The organism is Roseateles sp. P1_C6, from assembly GCF_056406315.1.
On sequence record NZ_JBFUAK010000009.1, the window covers coordinates 303433 to 324928 of the forward strand.

Annotated in this window: 1 protein-coding gene (cut by a window edge); it reads left to right on the plus strand. The window is 69.9% G+C overall.

Annotated features, from left to right (window positions below; translation table 11 throughout):
- On the plus strand, nt 1-21496 hold the 5' portion of the coding sequence (locus AC1D29_RS21115; protein ID WP_477901066.1) for an Ig-like domain-containing protein. Its footprint extends 21263 nt past the window's final position; the window shows 21496 of its 42759 coding nt (coding positions 1-21496); it begins with the start codon at nt 1-3; its stop codon lies beyond the right edge, outside the window.

Genomic DNA, 21496 nt, shown 5'->3' on the forward strand with positions numbered 1-21496 from the left:
TTGTCTGACGGCGTGCGCCAGGCGCTCGCGGCGACCACCGCGCCGCACCGGCCAGCAGCACCTCGCCTGCAATTCGATTCTTTCGAGCCGCGCGTGCTGATGTCCGGCGACGGCGTCGTGCCGCAGGTCGATGGCCGCATCGACGTGCCCGGCGAAGTCGACCGCTACGTCTTCACGCTGCCCAGCGACGTCAAGATCGTCTTCGACTCGCTGACGCCGGACAGCCAGTTGCAGTGGTCGCTGCAGGGGCCGCAAGGCCAGGTCACCGCGCCGCGGGCGCTGGACTCGACCGATGCCAACACCCAGGGCGGCAACACCGCGCTGAACCTGCAGGCCGGCACCTACACGCTGCAGATCGACGGCGTGGGCGACCATGTCGCGGACTACAGCTTCCGTCTCATCGACCTGAGCCGGGCCACGGCAATCACGCCGGGCCAGACGGTGCAAGGCGCGCTGACGCCGGCCAACGAGACCGCGGCCTACAGCTTCAATGCGACGGCGGGCCAGACCTTCTACTTCGACGCGCTGTCCAACCCCAGCGGCACCGATTGGCGCTTGATCGGCCCGGACGGCAAGACCGTGTTCGGCCCTACCAACGCCGTCACCGACGTCGAGAACCAGCTGCTGACACAGACCGGTGCCTACACCTTGCTGGTAGAAGGCCGGGTCGGCAGCACCGGCACGCGCAACTTCGCGTTCAACGTGCAGCCGGTGCAGGACACCGTCACCGCCTTGCAACTGGGTCAGTCGCAGATCGCCGGCGCGGGCTGGCTGCCCAGCCCCCTGGGTGGGGCGCTGCAGCTGGGCGCCGTCACCTCGGTGCAGGCGCCGGTGTCGTCCGAGCTCGACCTGACGCGCAACGTGACGATGGAAGCCTGGGTGACGGTCGACCGCTTCACCAACAGCTACATGCCCGTCGTCTACAAGGGCGGCGCCGACAGCTCGCTGGGCGGCCACCGTACCTACGCCCTCTTCGTGACCAGCGGCGGTGACCTGCTGCTCAGTACCGGCAACGGCGGCGAGCAATACCTGTTCAGCAGCGGCAGCCTGATCAAGCTCGGCCAACGCACCCACGTGGCCGCGTCCATCGACCGCGACAGCGGCTTGATGAAACTCTACGTCAACGGCGTGGAGGTGGCCAGCGGCGCCGTGGCAACCAACACCAACGCGTTCTCCAGCGCGTCGCAGCCGCTGTTCATCGGCCGCACCGACGAACCCTACGGCGGTTTCAGCCCCTTCGCCGGCAGCATCGACGACCTGCGCATCTGGAAGATCGCGCGCAGCGGCACCGACATCGCCGCCGACATGGCCGCCGAGCTGAGCGGTGCAAAGGCCGGCCTGGTGCTGAACTACCGCTTCAACGAAGGCAGCGGCACCGCCGTGCAGGACAGCGGCCCGTTGGGCCTGGCCGGTATCGTCGTCAACGCCCTGACCGGGGTCGACGGCGCCATCGCCGGGCGCATTGCCACGGCCGGGCAGCGCGCGATCTACACGTTGGACCTGACCGACAACCGCCGCGTCGTCTTCGATGCGCTGCGCGACAGCCCCTTGAACTGGAGCCTGACCGGCCCGCGCGGCGAGCTGGTCAGCGCGCGCGGCTTTGACGGCAGCGATTCGCGCGACCGCGGCGGTGTGGACGGCGTCAACTTCAACCCGGCCGACTACAACCGCGTCGTCTACGACCTCGGCCCCGGCCATTACACACTCACCGTGGACGCCACGGGCGACACGACGGGCGAGTTCGCCTTCCGCCTGCTTGACCTGGCCGCGGCCGTGCCGCTGACCGTCGGCTCGACCACGACCACCACCCTGCCCCTGGGCAGCATGACGCAGGCCTGGTCGTTCAACGTCGCCGCGGGCGACCGGCTGGCTTTCGAGCATCAGGCCGCCAGCAACATGGACATGCAGTGGCGCCTGGTGTCGCCCACCGGCGAGCAGCTGTGGAACAGCTATTTCGGCACCGACATCGCCGAGCGCACCTACACCCAGGCGGGCAGCTACACGCTGCTGGTCGAGGGCCGCCGCACCGCCCTCGCCCCCAACACCCTCAGCTTCAAGGTCAGCAAGACCGGCAACACGCTGGCCGAGCGCGTCACCGGCTTCGATCAAGACTTCAACGGCACCAGCCTCGACCCAGTCTGGCAACCGGGCGGCGTGCCCAGCACCCTCGGCTTTGCCGGCGCGCCCAGCTACAGCTTCGGCACGGTCGACGGCGCCAGCGTCATCCGGCTGAACAGTGCCATCACCAACCAATACCGCGGCACCGGCTTCACGACCGCCACCAACGCGGTGGGCCAGGGCTTCAACTACGAGGTGCGCTTCAACACGCTGGTGCAATCGGCGGCCACCGGCTTCGACGAGCTGATCGGCCTGTCCATGATGGACGTGACCGACACCACCCGCTGGGTGGCCACCGCGCTGAGCAGCAACACCACCGGTGCAGGCCGCACGCTGCGCGTGGACAGCCGCGGCGTGGGCGGCACGGGTTTCCAGACGCCCGGCTACGACTTCACTGACAACACCTGGTACCGGTTGCGCCTGTGGGCCGCGACGGACAGCACCATCAAGGCCACCTTGTTGAGCGATGTCGGCGCGGAGCTGATGACGCTGGATCTGGGCGTCACGACCGACGCCTTTGCCGGCGGCGCGCGCTTTGGCGTCTACCAGTCCAACACGTCGACAGGCGGCACGGCGCTGCACGACGTGGCCGTCGACTGGGCGCGCCTGAGCACCACGCCCCCTGCCCTGCAGCCGCTGACGCTGGGCCAGCTGACCACCGGCAACCGCAGCGTCACGACGCAACGCGACGTCTACAGCTTCAGCCTCGGCCAACCCACGCAGGTGCTGCTGGACACGCGCGAGAACAGCACCGCCACGCACTGGACGCTGATGGACGACCGCGGCGTCGTCGCCAGCGGCAACTGGTTCGACTGGCCCACGCTGCCGTTGAAGGCTGGCAACTACACGCTGCGCATCGACGGCAACACGACCGGCACCTACGGTTTCCGGCTGGTGGACCTGGCTGCGGCCCCTGCCCTGCCGCTGGACCAGCTGGTCACCGGTGAGCTGACCCCAGGCTACGGCGTGCAGACGTGGCGCTTCGACGCCACGGCCGGCCAGCGCTTTTTCTTCGACACCCGCCTCTACCTGGATGGCGACTGGCGACTGGTCGGCCCGTCCGGCGACCAGGTCTTCTCGACGTCGGCCTGGGTGGACCAGGAGATCAACCTCACCCAATCGGGCCGCTACACGCTGGTGCTCAACGGCTACAACAGCCACCCGGCGCCGCAGCCCTTCGCCTTCCGCGTGGGCGACACCGGCGATCGCACGGTCGACATCACGCTGGCGCAGGGCGTCGACAGCGGCCCGCTGTGGGTGCCCGGCGCGCCGGCGCTGGTTGGCAACGCGCTGACGCTGGACACGCGGCGCGACCTGGTGGTGCCCAACGGCACGGCCACGGACCTGCGCAACGACGTCACGTTCGAAGCCTGGATCAAGCCGGAGCGCTATGCCAATACCTGGCAGCCCATCGCCATCAAGAGTGACACCGACGGCAAGCGCACCTACTCGCTCTGGCTGAACAACAACGGCTACATCCACCTGTCCACCTACGACAGCACCGGCGAGCAATGGCTGGCCAGCGCCAACGGCTCCATTCAGCTGGGTGCGTGGACGCACGTGGCCGCCGTCATCGACCGCACGAGCGGCCAGCTGCGCCTGTACGTCAACGGCGTGCTGGCGGGCCAGAAGGACAACATCCGCAGCCTGCCCGCCGTCGCCAACACGGCGCCGCTGCGGATCGGCTCCACGGTCGAAGACAACAGCGCCTATGGCGACTTCGACGGCGCCATCGATGAAGTGCGGCTGTGGAGCGTGGCCCGCAGCGGCCAGCAGATCAGCGACAACTTCAGCAAGACACTGAGCGGCTCGCAGCCTGGCCTGTCGCTGCGGCTGGGCATGGACGAAGGCAGCGGCAACAGCGTTGCCGACAGCGGCCCGCAGGCGCTGAGCATCCCCGTGCTCAACGACTTCACTGGCGTGCCCGGCGCCATCCAGGGCACGCTGAGCAAGCCCGGCCAGACCGACCGCTACCGCTTCACGGTGACGCAGCCGACCTGGATCGCGCTGGATGCGCTGACCAACAGCTACAGCGCCGTCCGCTGGAGCCTCAGCGGCCCGCAGGGCGTGGTGGACAGCGCCAACCTGGCGCAGTCGGACGCCCAGGACGGCTATCCCGTCTACCAGTTGCAGCCCGGCGTCTATGTGCTGACGATGGACGCCAACGGTGACGCCACGGCGCCCTATGCGCTGCGCCTGCTTGACCTGGGCCAGGCCGCCGCGCTGCCGCTGGGCGACATCGTCAGCGGCACGCTGGCGCCGGCCTCCGAGACGCTGGCCTACAAGTTCCAGGCCACGGCCGGCCAGAAGTTCTTCTTCGACGAGCTGAGCTCGGGAGGTGGTGATGGCATCTACCGCCTCGTCGCGCCCAACGGCCAGCAGGTCTGGTCGACCGGCCTGGCCAACGACGTCGACACCTTCACCGCGCCGATGACGGGCACGTACACGCTGCTGGTCGAAGGCCGCCGCAACGCGCAGCGCCAGAACACGTTCAGCTTCCGGCTGCTGCCGCGCCAGGACAGCGTGACGCCCATCACGCTGGGCACATCGGTGGGCGTCACGCCGCAGACCGCGCCTGGCCGCATCGGCAATGCGCTGGTGGCCAACGAGGTCAACTCGGTGCAGGTGCCCGACGGCCCGGCGACCGACCTGCGCAATGACCTCACCGTCGAAGCCTGGATCAACCCGACGCGCTTCTTCAACAGCTGGATGCCCATCGTCGCCAAGGACGATGCCAACCAGCGCGCCTACACGCTGTGGGTCAACGCCGACGGCTCGCTGTACGGCGACACGCGCGACGCCACGGGCCTGCAGGGCGCCCGCAGCGTGGCCGGCCTCGTGCCGACCGACACCTGGACCCATGTGGCCATGGTCATCGACCGCAGCGCCGCCACGCCGCGCATCCGGCTGTTCGTCAACGGCGTCGAGACGGCGCTCTCCTCCGGCGGCGCCTTGCGCAGCGCCCCGGCCATCGACACCACCGGTGCGCTGGAGGTCGGCAACGCCTGGTTCGCCGACACCTCCACCTTCTCCTTCGACGGCCTCATCGACGAGGTCAGGCTGTGGTCGGTGGCACGCACCGGCGCCCAGCTGCAGACGGGGATGAACACCCCGCTGGCCGGCAATGAGGCGGGCCTGTCGGTCTACCTGCCGCTGGACAGCGTGGCTGCGGACGGCAGCACGCCCGTGCTGGGCGCGGCCAGCTCGGCGCAGGTGGTCAACAGCTTCGGCGCGCTGAACGGCGTCATCGCCGGCACGCTGTCGCAGCCCGGCCAGACCGACACCTACACCTTCACGCTGAACCAGCGCACCAGCGTACTGGCCGACGCGCTGCTGAATGCCAACAGCGTCATCAGCTGGCACCTGACCGGCCCCGGCGGTCTGGACATCACGCGCAATCTCGCCGGCACCGATGCCAGCGACGCCTACCCGGTGCTGGACCTGCTCGCCGGCAGCTACACGCTGACCTTCGACGCCAGCAGCGACAACACGGCTCCCTACGCGTTGCGGCTGCTGCCGCTGGCAGCGCTGCCGGCCATGACGCCGGGCACCGACATCAGCGGCACGCTGACGCCCGGCAGCCGCACGGACGGCTGGCGCTTCCAGGGACAGGCCGGCGCGACCTATTACTTCGACGCCAAGGCCTTCAGCACGACCGACGGCCGCGTGCGCCTCATCTCGCCCTACGGCACCGAGGTGTGGACCACCAGCCTGGGCAACGACATCGACACCTTCACGCTGCCCGTCAGCGGCGACTACACGCTGCTGGTCGAAGGCCGGCGCGGCAACACCGGCCTGCCCAGCGCCTACAGCTTCAACCTGCAACCGGTGGTCAACACGCAGAGCCCGCTGGTGTTGGGTCAGGGCCAGCCGTTCGACCCGGCCTGGCAGGGCGGCAACGGCTTGGCGCTGGACGGCACGCAATGGCTGCAGGTGCCGGCCGACCCCGCGCTGAACCTGACGCACAACGTGACGATGGCGGCCTGGATCTCGCCAGAGCAGCCAGCCCAGAGCTGGACGACGCTGTTCTACAAGGGAGACGGCAACAGCAACCAGCGCACCTACAGCCTCTGGCTGAACCGCAACGGCAGCCTGCACCTGTCCACCGGCGACGGCAGCAACCGCAGCGTGACCACCGCGGCCGGCGTTGTGCAGTGGGGGCAGTGGCAGCATGTCGCCGCCGTCATCGACCGCGACGGCAAGCAGCTGCGCATCCTCGTCAACGGCGTGGAGCAGGCCAAGGTCGCCCTGGCAGGTGGTGATGCGGTCGCCTCCAGCGCGCCACTGACGCTGGGCCAGGCCCGCCAGGAACTGAGCAGCGACGTCTCGGTCTACCGCGGTCAGATGCGCGACGTGCAGCTATGGAGCGTGGCCCGCAGCAACGCCGACATCGCCGCCAGCACCACCACGCCGCCCGCGCCCGACAGCGCAGGTCTGGTGCTGAACTACGCGCTGGACCAGACCAGCGGCACCGCCCTGCCCGACCGCAGCGCCCAGGGGCGCAACGGCAGCCTGGTCGGGTTGTTCGACACCTTGCCCGACACCGTGCGCGGCCGCATCACGACGCCAGGCCAGCAAGTCGTCTACACCCTCAACGTCGACGCCGCCAAACGCGTCGTCTTCGATGCGCTGAAGGACACGAATTTCAACTGGAGCCTCACTGGTCCCGACGGCACGTTGGTGAACGCGCGCAGCTTCCAGGCCAGCGACTCCAACGACAAGAGCGGCACGGACGGCGTGCTCGCCAACCCGGCGGACACCAACCGCGTCGTCTACGCGCTGCGCCAGGGCCAGTACACGCTGACCATCGACGCGCCCAACGACGACATCGGCGACTTCGCGTTCCGCCTCGTCGACCTGGCCACCGCCACGCCGGTGAGCCTGAACACGCCCATCAACCTGACGCTGCAGCCCGGCCACTCGACGCAGGCGGTCAGCTTCACCGTCACGGCGGGCGACCGCCTGTTCTTCGACCAACTGGCCACCAGCACGGCCAACCTGCGCTGGCGGCTGATCTCGCCCGCGGGCGACCAGCTCTGGAGCAGCGGCTTCAACGGCGACATCGCCACGCGGACCTACCTGCAGGGCGGCACCTACACGCTGCTGCTGGAGGGCTACCGCAACAACAGCAACCCCAATTCGCTGGGGTTCCAGATCACGCGCCAGGGCAACACGCTGGCGGAGCGCATTGCCGGCCTGGACGACAGCTTCGACGTCGCGCCGGGCGCCAGCTGGACGGTGCAGGGCAGCAACATGACGCTGACCCCCGACACCGTCGACGGCGCCTCCGTCGTGCGGCTGCGCACCAGCCAGACGACCTACCAGACCAGCAACCAGCTGCAAAGCGTTGGCAACGTGGCCGGCCAGGGCGTCAACTACGAGGTGCGCTTCAACACGCTGGTGCAAGGCGCCGGCATCAGCACCGACGAGTTCATCGGCCTGTACCTGATGAACCCGGCGGACAGCAGCAAGAACGCCTGGGTCAACCTGTTCAGCGACGCCAGCGGCAACCGCCAGTTCCGCAGCGGCACCAACAACATTGGCGGCGTCAGCTTCAACAACCCCGCCTTCGCCTTTGCCGACAACACCTGGTATCGCCTGCGCCTGGAGGCGCCGGCCAACGGCAACCTGCGCGCCGTGCTGCTCAGCGACACCGGCACCGAGCTGGCCAGCCGCGACCTGGGCGCCACGACCGACGACTTCCCCGACGGCATGCGCTTCAGCGTCTACCAGTTCGACAGCATCGGCGGCGCCGCCCACCCGTCCGAAGTGGCCGTGGACTGGGCCCGCATCAGCACCACGCCCGCGGCCGCGCAAGCCGTCAGCCTGGGTGAGCTGAAGACCGGCAACCGCACGGTCAACACGCAGCGCGATCTCTACACCTTCACCATCGCGCAGACCACGCAGGTGGTCATGGACCCACGCGCCGACAACAGCGGCCTGCAGTGGACGCTGAGCGGCGAGCGCGGCACCTTCAACAGCCAGACCTTCCAGGCGCGCAGCTGGGACTACCAGGCCAACCCGGTCATGACGCTGACGCCGGGCACCTACACGCTCAGCGTGGGAGGCAGCGGCACGGGCTTGTATGGCTTCCGGCTGCTGGACCTGGCCACGGCCACCGCCGTCACACCCGGCACGCCGCAGTCCGCCGCGCTCAGCCCCGGCAACAGCACCGAGCTGTACCGCTTCACGGCCACGGCCGGTGACCGCTTCTTCTTCGATGCCCAGCAGGCCAGCAACGCCGACAGCACCTGGCGCCTGATTGCGCCCAACGGCCAGCAGCGCTGGATCACCGGCCTGGGCACCGACATCGACACCAGCGCGCTGGACCAGACCGGCACCTGGACGCTGATGCTGGAGGGGCGCCGCTACCAGGCGGGCATCACCAACGCCTACCGCTTCAACGTGCAGAAGGTGACCGACATCGTCGCGCCGCTGAGCTTGGGCGCGCGCATCGCCGACAGCTTCACGCAGGCCGGCCAGCAGGCGCGCTACAGCTTCACGCTGAGCGAGCGCAAGCAGGTGCTGATGGACACGCTGAACAACGCCGACTTCAGCTGGACGCTGACCGGGCCGCTGGGCACCGTCGTCAACGCGCGTGGCCTGCGCGCCAGCGACGCCTGGCACATCGGCAACGACCCCAGCCTGGACCTGGTGCCCGGCAGCTACACGCTGACCATCGATGCCTCTGGCGACGACACCGGCGCCTTCGCCTTCCGCCTGCTGGACATGGCCGTCGCCACGCCCATCACGCTGGGCCTGCCCTTCACGGCCACGCTGCCCAGCGGCACCGAGACGCAGCTCTACAGCTTCACGGCCAACGCCGGCGACAAGTTCTTCTTCGACGCCCAGCAGTTCACCAACAACAACGCCGACTGGCGTCTGTACGGCCCGGGCGGCAACCTGCTGGCCCGCGTCGACTACCTGGCCGACCTGGACGTGCAGACGCTGCGCGACGGCGGCACCTACACACTGGCCGTCGAGGGCCGCTACAACAGCGCAACGGCGAATGCCTTGCGCATGCTGGTGCAGCCGCTGCCCGACGTCGCGCCGGTGCGCATCACCGGGTTGGAATACCAGCCCTCCGCCGACCTGACCGTGCATGGCCTGCAGGTCGTGGGCGACAGCGGCAGCATCGAGTCCGGCAGCGGCATCACCGTCTCCTGGACCGAGCGCAACGACGGCATGCTGCCCACCAGCGGCAGCTGGACCGACCGCGTCGTCGTCAGCCGCGCCGACACCGGCGAGGTGCTGGCCACCGTCCCCCTGCCCTACAACGCCGGCAGCGACGGTCCGCTGGCCGCCGGCAGCCAGGTCGCGCGGTCCGTGCACCTCACCCTGCCCGACGGCACCCGCGGCGCCGGGCTGCTGCGCGTGGCCGTCACGGCCGACGTGGAGAACAAGCTCGACGAGCGCAACCCGGCCGGCACGGCCGAGACCAACAACACCGCCACCACGCAGGTCACGGCCACGCTGCCGACCTATGCCGACCTGCTGGTCGAGCAGCTGGACGTGCAGCCCGGCGAAGCCGACTGGAAGCCCGGCGACGAGGTCACCGTGCGGTGGTCCGTCCGCAATGCCGGCGACCGCGCCGCCAGCGGCCCGTGGCAGGAGACCGTGGTCATCCGCAACCTCGTCACCAACCAGGTCGTCTACAGCGGCGGCCTGACCCACGACGGCAGCGTGCTGGCGTCACGCAGCGGCCTGAACCGCAGCATCGTCCTGCCCTGGCCCGCCGGCGCGACCTCGCAGGGCCGTTTCTCCATCACCGTCGTCGCCGATGCCGGTGGCCTGATCACCGAGTTGAACAAGGACGGCACGGGCGAGAGCAACAACACCGCGGTCCTCACGGTGCAGTCTGCGGCCGACGTGCGGCCCAGCGATCTCGCGCTGGACCCCGGCCCGGTGCAGAGCGGCGCCCCGCTGACGCTGCGCTGGACGCTGAACAACGAAGGCAACGCCACCGTCCGCGCCGGCTTTGCCGAACGCGTCACGGTGTTCAACAACACCACCCACCAGACGCTGCTGAGCCAGGTCGTGCTCTACGACGCCGTCACCGACGGCGCCATCGCGCCCGAGGGCCAGCGCCAGCGCCAGCTGAGCTTCACGCTGCCCGACGGCTTGGCCGGCGCCGGCAACCTGACCATCACCGTCACCAGCGACGTCGACAACGCGCTGATCGAGGCCAATCCCTCCGACACCGCCGAGTCCAACAACCAGGCCAGCTTCAACGTCACGTCGGCCGTGGCGGCCTATCCCAACCTGTCCGTCGGCGCGCCCGTCGCGCCGGCCAATGCGAAGGGCGGCGACACCGTCACCGTCAGCTGGACGGTCACCAACATCGGCAGCGTGCCGGCGACCGGCAGCTGGGTCGACCACCTGGAACTGTCGGTCGACACCACCTATGGCGGCAGCGACACGCGTGCCAGCGCCGACGTGGCCCACCAGGGCCCGCTGGCAGCCGGCGCCTCCTACACGGCCACGGCTCAGATCACGTTGCCGCTGCAGTTCGACGGCACGCTGAACTGGCTCGTGCGCACCGACGCCGGCAATGCCGTGCCAGAACCCGACACGCGCGCCAACAACACCTCGGCGGCCACGCCCATCAGCATCGCGGCGCCCTTCTCCGACCTCAACGTGGAGGTCGTCAGCGCGCCCACCGCGGCCGTGGCCGGCACGCAGGTGGAGATCGCCTGGCGCGTGCGCAACGCGGGCGACACACCCGCCACCGGCAGCTGGAAGGACCGCGTCGTGCTGTCGCAGGACGGCGTGTTCGGCAACGGCGACGACATCCTGCTCGCCACCGTGCTGCACAACGGCCCGCTGGCGGTGCTGGACGCCTACACGGTGCGCCAGCTGGTCACGCTGCCGATGGACCAGACCGGCAACTGGACCGTGCTGGTCAAGAGCGACATCGACGGCAGCGTCTATGAAGGCCCGCGCCTGGGCAACAACCTGGGCATGGCGCCGGCACCGCTGGCCGTGGCGCCCGCGCCGTCCGCCGACCTGGTCGCCGGCGACGTAATCGCCCCGACCCAGGCCCTCAGCGGCGCCGCCGCCACCGTCACCTGGAGCGTCGCCAACGCCGGCGAGGCCGATGCGCTCGGCCCCTGGACGGACTACGTCTACCTCAGCAGCAACGGCCTGCTGGCCGGCGCCACGCTGCTGGGCACGCGCACGCGCAACGAGGCGCTGGCCAAGGGCGCCCACTACGACGCATCGCTGCAGGTGCAGCTGCCCGAATGGGCCGACACCGACACGGCGCAGATCCTGGTCGTGACGGACGCCAGCCACCACGTCTACGAGTCGCAGCGCGAGGCCAACAACCAGGCCGCCGCGGCCCAGCCCACGGCGCTGCGCCACGTCAACCTGGCGGCCGCCGGCCTGGATGCACCCACCACCGCGGCGTCCGGCGACCCCGTCCACGTCGTGCTCAACGTCGCCCAGTCCGGCAGCGCCGGCCTGAACGGCAGCTGGACCGATCGCCTGTACCTGTCCCAGACGCCCACGCTGACGAATGCGTCGCGGCTGCTGGACGCCAAGGTGACCAGCCAGGTGCTGGTCGCCGGCGGCGGCTACCAGGTCGCGTTCGACGTCAACCTGCCGGTCGACGTGCAGGGCCGCTGGTACCTGGTGGCCGTCACCGATGCCAAGGCCGAGATCAAGGAGGTCGGCAGCGAGACCGACAACCTGGTGGCCCGTGCCATCGACGTGACGCTGGCGCCCTATGCCGACCTGGTGGTGGGCAACGTCACCGCGCCGCAGCGCGTCATCGCCGACCCGGCCCGCGTGACCGTGGGCTGGACCGTCACCAACGCCGGCACCGGCGCCGGCCTGACCGGCAGCTGGACCGACAAGGTCGTGCTGTCCACCGACGACATCCTCGGCAACGCCGACGACCTGGTGCTGGGCAGCTTCGCCCATGAGGGCGGCCTGGGCAAGGACCAGAGCTACACCCGCAACGAGACCATCTTCGCGCCGGCGTCCTACCGGCCGGACCGCTACAAGGTCTTCGTCATCACCGACTCCGCCGGCCAGGTGTTCGAGAACGGATCCGAGGCCAACAACCGGGACAGCGCCGCCACGCCGCTGGACCTGATGCCCATCCCCTACGCCGACCTGGTGCTGACCGACCTCAGCGTCGCGCCCACGGCCCAGTCGGGCGGCAAGCTGTCGGTGAGCTGGACGGTGGCCAACCAGGGCATCGCCGTCACCAGCACCAACGGCTGGAGCGACGTCGTCAGCCTGTCGCTGAACCCGGACGGCAGCCAGCCCTTCCTGAACGTCGGCTTCGACCACCTCGGCGCCGTCGGCGCGGGCGGCGGCTACAGCCGCACCGGCGAGATCACGCTGCCGCTGACGCTGTCCGGCCCGGTCTACGTGACCGTGCGCACCAACGCCGGCCAGCAGGCCTTCGAGTTCATTCACAACGACGCCGGCAACGCGCGCAGCGCAGGCCCCGTGCAGGTGTCCCAGTCGCCTGCGCCCGACCTCAAGGTCACGGCCATCAGCGCGCCGACCGCCGCCAACGAGGGCGCCACGGTCGACATCACCTGGACGGTTCACAACGACAGCACGGCCGTTGCCAACGGCAGCTGGACCGATGTGGTGTCGCTGCGCAAGACCGGCGTGGACCCGAGCAACCCGGCCTCGCCGCGGCCCATCATCCTGGGCAGCTTCACCAGCAGCGGCCCGCTGGGCGCTGGCCTGACCTACACCCGCACCGAGCGCATCAAGCTGCCGGCCCGCATCGAGGGCGGCTGGCAGGTGGTCGTCGCCACCGACACCGGCAACACGGTGTACGAGGGCGCGGTCGAGGTGGACAACAACACCCTCGTCAACAACGCGGTGACGACGCTGTCGCTGCTGGCGCGGCCCGACTTGCAGGTCGAGAACGTCGACGCACCCGCCACGGTGACCGCGGGCAGCAGTGCGTCCGTCAGTTTCGTGGTCGTCAACCGCGGCTCGGTGCCCACCAGCACGCCGCGCTGGTTCGACAAGGTCTACTTCTCGAACAACAACACCCCCAGCGCCGACGACATCCTGCTGGCCACCGTGCCCAACGGCTCGGCGCTGGACGCCAATGGCGGCCAGTACCCCAGCACGGCGGCCAGCTTCGTGCTGCCCGAGCGGCTGCGCGGCCCGGGCTACTTCATCGTCATCGCCGACGCCGACGGCGCGGTGGACGAGTACCCCAGCGTCAACGAAAGCAACAACTACGCCGTCAAGGCCGTCAACATCACGCCGCAGCCGCTGGCCGACCTGGTCATGTCGGCCGTCGTCGCGCCGACGCAAGGCGTCTACGGCGGCGAGGTCACCGTCACCTACACGGTCACCAACAAGGGCTCGGCCCCCACCAGCATCAGTGGCTGGACCGACACCATCTGGCTGACCAAGGACAAGACCCGCCCCAGCCCCGGCGCGCGCTCGGTGCTGTCGCACGACGGCTCGCCCATCGTCATCCCCGGCAACGACGCGGTGCAGCTGGGCGCCTTCGGCCACAGCGGCGTGCTGGCCGTGGGCGAGACCTACACGCAGACAGTCAAGGTGCGCATCCCGCAGCAGATCGCCTCCGGCACCTACTACATCACCCCCTGGAGCGACGCCTACGACGCGGTCTACGAGGACCAGCTCGCCAGCAACGTCAACCCCGACGACCCCAACGAGGCCGACAGCAGCAACTACAAGGCGCGCGCCATCGACATCATCGGCACGCCCACGCCGCCGCTGCCCGACCTCATCGTCACCGACATCACGACCAACACCAGCGCCGCCCAGCCGGGTTCCGTGGACGGGCCGCTGTCCGTCACCTGGACCGTGCGCAACATCGGCGAGGGCCAGGCCATCGGTGTCGGCAACACCTGGTACGACTACGTCTTCGCGCACGACACGGCCGACATCACCGACCCCAACGCCAAGATCTGGTTCCTGGGCGCCTTCGAGCGCGCCAACTCACTGGACCCGCTGAAGAGCTACACGCAGACGCGCAGCTTCGACCTGTCGCCGGCGCTCAAGGGCATGTACGTGTCGGTGATCGCCGACGCCAACCCGATCGCGCCCTTCGTCATCGAGAGCAACGAGACCAACAACCACAAGACCGTCGAGGCGCCCGTCGTCGCGCGCCCGGCCGACCTCAAGGTCGTGTCGGTCAGCTCGCTGCCCGTCAACTACTCGGGCGAGAAGACGCAAGTCACCTGGACCGTGCGCAACGACGGCGGCGCCGTCTGGAGCGGCACGCACTTCTGGACCGACCGCGTCTACCTGTCGCCGGACCCGACCTTCGGCAACCGCGCCGTGCAGGTGGGCAGCTTCGTGCACGCCGCGGGCGGCGGCCTGGCCAACGGCCAGAGCTACACCACCACGGGCGACATCACCGTGCCGGCCGGCTGGGACGGGCCGTACTACGTCTACGTGGCCACCGATGCCGCGCCCGACCCCAACTCCACCGAGGCCAGCGCCGGCAAGAACGCCGACTCGCGCGCCTTCTATGGCGGCTCCGTCTACGAGGGCGCCGCGTCCACCAACAACCTGACCCGCGGCGACATCAACGTCACCTACCGCGAGCCCGACCTGAAGATCTCGCAGATCAACGTCCCCGGCGCGCTGACGTCGGGCCAGTCGGTCGCGGTCAGCTTCACCGTCACCAACCAGGGCACCCGCGACACGCGCGAATGGGGCTGGGCGGACCGCATCTACCTGTCCCGCGACCCGTCGCTGGACAGCAGCGACCTGCAGCTCGCCAGCTTCACGCACCTGGGCGGCCTGGCCAAAGGCGGCAGCTACACGGTCAACGCCAACCTGCAGATCCCCGCCGACGCCGACGGGCCGTTCTACCTGATCGCATTCACCGATGCCAACGTGATCGGCACCGAGCCCAATGGCGCCGCCAACGTGGGCGTCAAGCAGGTGTTCCAGAACCGCGACGCCGTGCCCGAGTTCCGCGACGAGGGCAACAACGTGGTCGTCCTGCCGGTGCAGGTCACGCAGGCCCCCGCGGCCGACCTGCGCGTCGTCGCCATCGACACGGTCGATCACGCCATCCGCGGCCAGAACATCACCGTCAACTACACCGTCGTCAACCAGGGCGGCGCCGCCACGCCGGCGAACGTCACCTGGCGCGACCAGGTCTACCTGTCCGTCGACCCGGTGCTGGACCCGCGCGCCGACCGCTACCTGGGCGACATCGAGCACAAGGGCGTGGTCGCCGGCAACGGCGGCACCTACGACGGCACCGGCACCTTCAAGCTGCCGGCCGGCGTGACCGGCTCCTACTACGTCTTTGTCGTCACCGACCCGATCACCAGCGCCTCCAGCGAGCCACGAGGCAAGGTCTTCGAGGCCACGCACGAGGACAACAACGCGACCGCCCGGGCCACGCCGCTGCTCATCGAGCTGCCGCCGCCGGCCGACCTGGTCGTGGGCGACATCGTCGTGCCGCCCACAGCGATGACGGGCGACACCGTCAAGATCAAGTTCACCGTCAGCAACGCGACCGGCGCCGCCGCCGAGGGTTCGTGGACCGACTCCGTCTACCTGTCCGTCGACAGCGCCTGGGGCCTGCAGGACATCCTGCTGGGCAAGGTGCTGCACACCGGCACGGTGATCGTCGGCGACAGCTACATCTCCGAGCTGACCGCCAAGCTGCCGCCGGCCAAGGCGGGCAGCTACCGCATCATCGTCCGCAGCGACATCTACAACGAGGTCAACGAAGGCGCCAGCGCCAGCATCGGCGAACGCAACAACACCACCAGCAGCGCCGCCGCCCTGGCCGTCACCGTGCCCACGCTGGCGCTGGGCGTGCCGCTGCAGACCACGCTGGCGCCCGGCGAGCAGCGCCTGTTCCGCGTCACCGTCGGCGCCAACGAGACGCTGCAGGTCGCGCTGGACGGCGCCGACCTGACCAGCAACGAGCTCTACGTGCGCTACGGCGACGCGGCCAGCCCGTCGGCGTTCGACTTCGGTGCGCTGCAGGTGCTGTCGGCCGACCCGAGCACGCTCGTGCCCACGACCCAGGCCGGCGACTATTACGTGCTGATCCAGGGCCGCCCCGGCATCGGCGCGGCCAGCCCGGTCACGCTGACCGCCAAGACCCTGCCCTTCAGCATCACCGACATCTCGCAGGACCAGGGTGGCGACGGCAAGTGGGTCAGCGCCACCATCACCGGCGCCGGCTTCAAGGACGGCGCCGTGGTCAAGCTGGTGCGCCCGGGTCTGCTGGAAGTGGCGCCGGTGCGCTACGAGGTCATCGACGCCACCACCATCAAGGCGATCTTCGACCTGACCAACGTGCCGCATGGCTTGTACGACGTGGCCGTCATCAACCCTAACGGTGCGATGGCCACGCTGCCCTACCGCTACCTCGTTGAAACGGCCCTGCCCATCGACGTGACCATCGGCCTGGGCGGCCCGCGCGTCGTGCCGTCGGGCCAGACGGGGCTGTACAGCATCTCGCTGCAAAGCCTGACCAACGTCGACACGCCCTACGTCTACTTCAGCTTCGGCGTCACCGAGCTGGGCGACAACGCCAAGGTCTACGGCCTGCCGTACACCAGCTTCAGCTCCAACGTGTCCGGCAAGCCGGACGGCGGCCTGCGCAGCGACGTCGGCTGGGCCAGCCTGGACAGCGAGGTCAACAGCTTCGGCACCATGCTGGCGCCCGGCTACGCGCTGGACGTCGAGTCCGGCGGCTACGTCGGCATGAACTTCTCGGTCACGACCTACCCCGGCCTGCAGGCCATCTTCGACCGCAACTTCGAGGCCTACAAGCGCGCCGTCTACGAGGCGCGACCCGACCTGGCCAAGGCCGACGTGCTCAAGGACGGCGTCGGCTCGCTGGGCAGCTGGCTGGGAGAGTGGTTCAAGAACCCCAACGCCAAGATCAACGACTGCATCGGCCTGTTCGCGCCCTTCCTGTTCAACGTGAACGCCGCGGCCACGCCGCTGACGCGCGACGAGTTCGTGGGGCTGCAGACCAAGGAGGCCGAGCGCCTGCGCACCGCCGTGCTGGCCGACACCAAGGCCAACGCGGCGCTGGTGAACCTGGCGGCCGACCACGACACCTGGGTCAACGCCTACCTGGGCGCGCTGGAGGAAAGCGGCCTGCTGCGCCCGGCCGACGAGGCCCCGCCCATCCGCAGCGACGAGAAGGTCATCAGCCTGATGGCCACGCTGGCCAGCGGCATCCTGGTCGGCCCCGTGGGCCAGCAGATCAGCGGTCCCGCCACGCTGAGCGCCTTCTTCGACCAGATGCACACCTGGTACGGCGACATGCCGGGCACGCTGACCGACCTGATCGGGTACGACATCCGCGAGTCGCAGGAATGCGGCGAGTACGGCATCCCCGTGCCGGTGTCGGGCAACTACGGCGACTACAACCTGGCGCTGTCGCACTCGACCTACTTCCAGTCGATCAACATCTTCTCGCCCTTCAGCAGCAGCTCGTCGGTCACGTCCACCGACCCCGGCTTCTCGTCGCTGGCCAGCAGCAACACGCTGACGCTGCTGGACCTGCAGCGCCTGTTCGAGCAGATCGCGCAGAGCACCAACGACGGCGCCTCGCTGATCGGCCCCAACGGCTACGGCGACGCGCAATACCTGCCCGCCAACACGCCGCTGCCCTACACGATCAAGTTCGCCAACCCGGCCGGCGCCGGCAGCGCCGCCAACCAGGCGCGCATCTCGACCGTGCTGGACAGCGACCTGTCCGTGCGCTCGTTCCGCCTGGGCGACATCAAGATCGGCGGCGTCACCATCCACGTGCCGCAGGACCGCGCCAACTTCCAGGGCGACTTCGACCTGCGCAACTCGCTGGGCTTCATCGTGCGCGTCAGCGCCGGCGTCGACCCCGAGACCCACACGGCCACCTGGCTGCTGCAGGCCATCGACCCCGACACCGGCGAGGTGCTGCAGGACGCCACGCGCGGCCTGCTGCAACCCGACGACGCGCAGGGCCGCGGCCAGGCCTTCGTCAGCTACACGGTGCAGGCCGCCTTCGAGGCGCAGGACGGCGCCACCATCACGGCGCAGGCCCGCGTCGAGCTGGACAGCCGCGCGCCCATGGAGACCGGCAAGGTCACCAGCACGCTGGACGTCACGCCGCCCAAGACCACCCTCACCGCCGCGCCCGTGCAGGCCGGCAGCGCCGACTACGCCGTGCAATGGCAGGCCGTGGACGGCAACACCGGCTCCGGCGTGCGCAGCACCAGCGTCTATGTGCGCGAGGACGGCGGCGCCTGGACGCTGTGGAAGCAGCAGACTACCGACAAGCAAGGCGTCTACAGCGGCCGCCCCGGCCACAGCTATCAGTTCCTGGCCTTGTCCATCGACAACGCGGGCAACCGTGAGCTGGCTCCCAGCGGCGACCTGCCCGGCGACGGCAGCGTCGTCGACGTGGGTGGCACGCCGCAGGTCGGCCGCACGACGCAGGACATCGCGCCGGCACCGGCGCCCAGCAACGCCACCAGCACCAACGAGCTGTTCCTGAAGGCGCAGCAGAACCTGCCTGGCGCCGTCTCGTCGCGGCCCTCGCTGTTCCAGAGCGTGCTGGCGCCGTTCAGCGGCGAGGCCTTCGGCACCGGCATCACGCAGAGCTTCTCGGGCATCGGCCCCCTGGCCATCCTGGAGCGGCCCGACGGGCGCTTCATCGTCAGCGGCGGCGGCAACCGCGGCGCGCTGTACCTGTTCGACCCCACCGGCGGCAAGGCGCTGACGCCGGCCGTGCAGCTGGACAGCCCCGTCTACGACCTGGCCTACGACGCCAGCGGCGGCCTGTGGGCCACCAGCGGCGGCGGCCAGCTGCTGGAGCTGGACCCGCAGACGCTGGAGATCATCAACCGCTACGGCGACAGCATCACGCAGTCGCTGGCCTTCGACCGCGTCAAGGGCCTGTTCTACGTGTCGTCGGGCAACGGCGTCGAGGCCTTCAACCCGACGACGCGCACGTTCACGCACTTCAGCAACGTCCGCGTCGACGACCTCGCCATCGCGCCGGACGGCAGCCTGTGGGCCACCGCCTGGCCCAAGCGCGGCCAGGTCATCCGCTTCGACGCCCAGGGCCGCGCGCAGGCGCAGCTGGACATCGCCGCCGAACTGGACTCGCTGACCTTCGGCCAGCCCGGCACTGCGCTGCAGGGCCTGCTGTTCGTGTCGTCCCGCATCGCCTCGGGCAGCACCGACAAGGCCAGCCTGTACATGGTGGACCTGGCGACGATGAACTGGCTGCAGGTCGCCACCGGCGGCCCCAGCGCCGAGCAGTTGCTGGCCACGTCCGACGGACGCCTGCTGATCGCCAACGGCGCCCAGGTCGACGTGCTGGCGCCGCTGGTAGCGCCGGCGGTGCTGCGCACCAGCCCGGCGGCCGGCGCCATCGTCGCGCTGCCCATCAGCAGCATGACGGTGACCTTCGACCACGACATGCGCGTGGGCAGCGCGGGCGACCTCGCCTCCGTCAGCAACGTCGCCAACTACACGCTGGTCGACAGCACCGGCAAGGCCGTGGCCATCAGTGCGCTCAGCTACGACGCCGCCAGCCGCACCGCCACGCTGCGCTTCGAGTCGCCGGACGGCGGCAACTACACGCTGACCGTCGCCAAGCGCATCCGCTCGGCCGCCGGCCTGGAGATGGCCGTCGCGCACACGGTGGCCTTCACGGCCGTGTCCGACTTCTCCACGCTGCTGGACATCCAGTTCGTCGCCACGCGCTCCGACCGCGCCACCGGCACGCTGTCCTTCGACGTCAAGGTCACCAACAAGAGCGAGTACGACCTCAAGGTGCCGCTGCTGCTGGTGCTGGACCCGTCGCGCTACTTCCAGGGCTCGGCCGCCGGCGCCACCGTCGGCGCCAACGGCCTGTGGCTGCTGGACCTGGGCGCCGGCCTGCCCGGCGGCGTGTTCGCGCGCGGCGCGTCCACGCAACTGACCACCATCAAGCTGAACAACCCGCAAGGCCAGCGGGTCGAGATCGGCGCGGGCGTCTACGCCCTGCCCTACCCCAACCAGACGCCGCTGTTCAACCAGGCGCCGTTGACCAGCGCCACGGCCGGCACGCCCTATGTCTACGACGCCAAGGCCGGCGACCCCGAGCACAGCACGCTGACCTGGGTCATGCTGCAAGGCCCGCAAGGCGCCACGCTGGACGCCGCCACCGGGCGGCTCAGCTGGACGCCCACGACCGACAGCCCGGAGAAGGCGTCCGTCGTGCTGCGCGTCTACGACACGCGCGGCGCCTACGCCACGCAGGCCTTCGTCATCGAGACGGCCGGCGCCAACCGCGCGCCGGTGCTGGAGCTGCCACCCAGCGTGCGCCTGCTGGAAGGCCAGAGCTTCACGCTGCCCATCACCGCCGCCGACCCCGAGGGCCGGCTGCTCAGCTACGCCGCCAACGGCCTGCCGCCCGGTGCGCGCTTCGACAGCCAGCGCGCCGTCTTCGAATGGACGCCCGGCTTTGATGCGGCCGGCGAGTACCGCAACCTCAGCTTCACCGTCAGCGACGGCATCAACACCGTCACGCGCTCGCTGACCGTCATCGTCGACCAGGCCAACGCGCCGCCGGTGCTGCTGGGCATCCCCGACCGCACGGTGCGCCAGGGCGACCCGGTGCAGTTCACGCTGCGCGCGATCGACATCGACAGCCAGACCCTGCGCTTCTCCGCCGAACTGCTGCTGCCCGGCGCCACGCTGGACCCCAACACCGGCGTCTTCAACTGGGTGCCGCCGCTGGACAGCGCGCCCGAGTACACGCTGCGCTTCCGCGTGACCGATGGCGAGACCATCGTCGAGCGCGCCGTGCACTTCACGGTGCTGAACGTCAACGCCGCGCCGGTGTTCGCACCGGTCGTCAACGCCGCCGTGCTGGAAGGCCAGACGCTGACGCTGCTGCTGAGCGCCATCGACCCCGACAACCCCCGCTACGTGCCCCAGGTGCGCCTGGCCGACGGCACGCTGTCCGCGCCCGAGACGACGCTGCCCACGGTGACCTACAGCGTCACCGGCCTGCCCACCGGCGCCACGTTCGACAGCGTCACCGGCACGCTGCGCTGGACACCCGGCTACGGCCAGGCCGGCAGCTACAACGTCGTCGTCACTGCCACCGACAACGGCGACGGCACCGGCACACCGCTGTCCACCAGCATGACCGTGCCGCTGCAGGTCGTGAACGCCAACCGCCCGCCCGAGGTGACGCCGCAGGCCAACCTGCAGGTCGAGAAGGGCCAGCCCATCGACGTGCCGGTCACCGTGACCGACGCCGACGGCAACCCGCTGAACGTCGTCTTCACGGTCACGCTGAAAGGCCTGCCCTACGCGGTGTCCGTCAACGGCCAGCCCACGCGTGACGGCGGCGGCACGCCGCTGTTCAACTTCGTCTCCACCGGCAACGGCA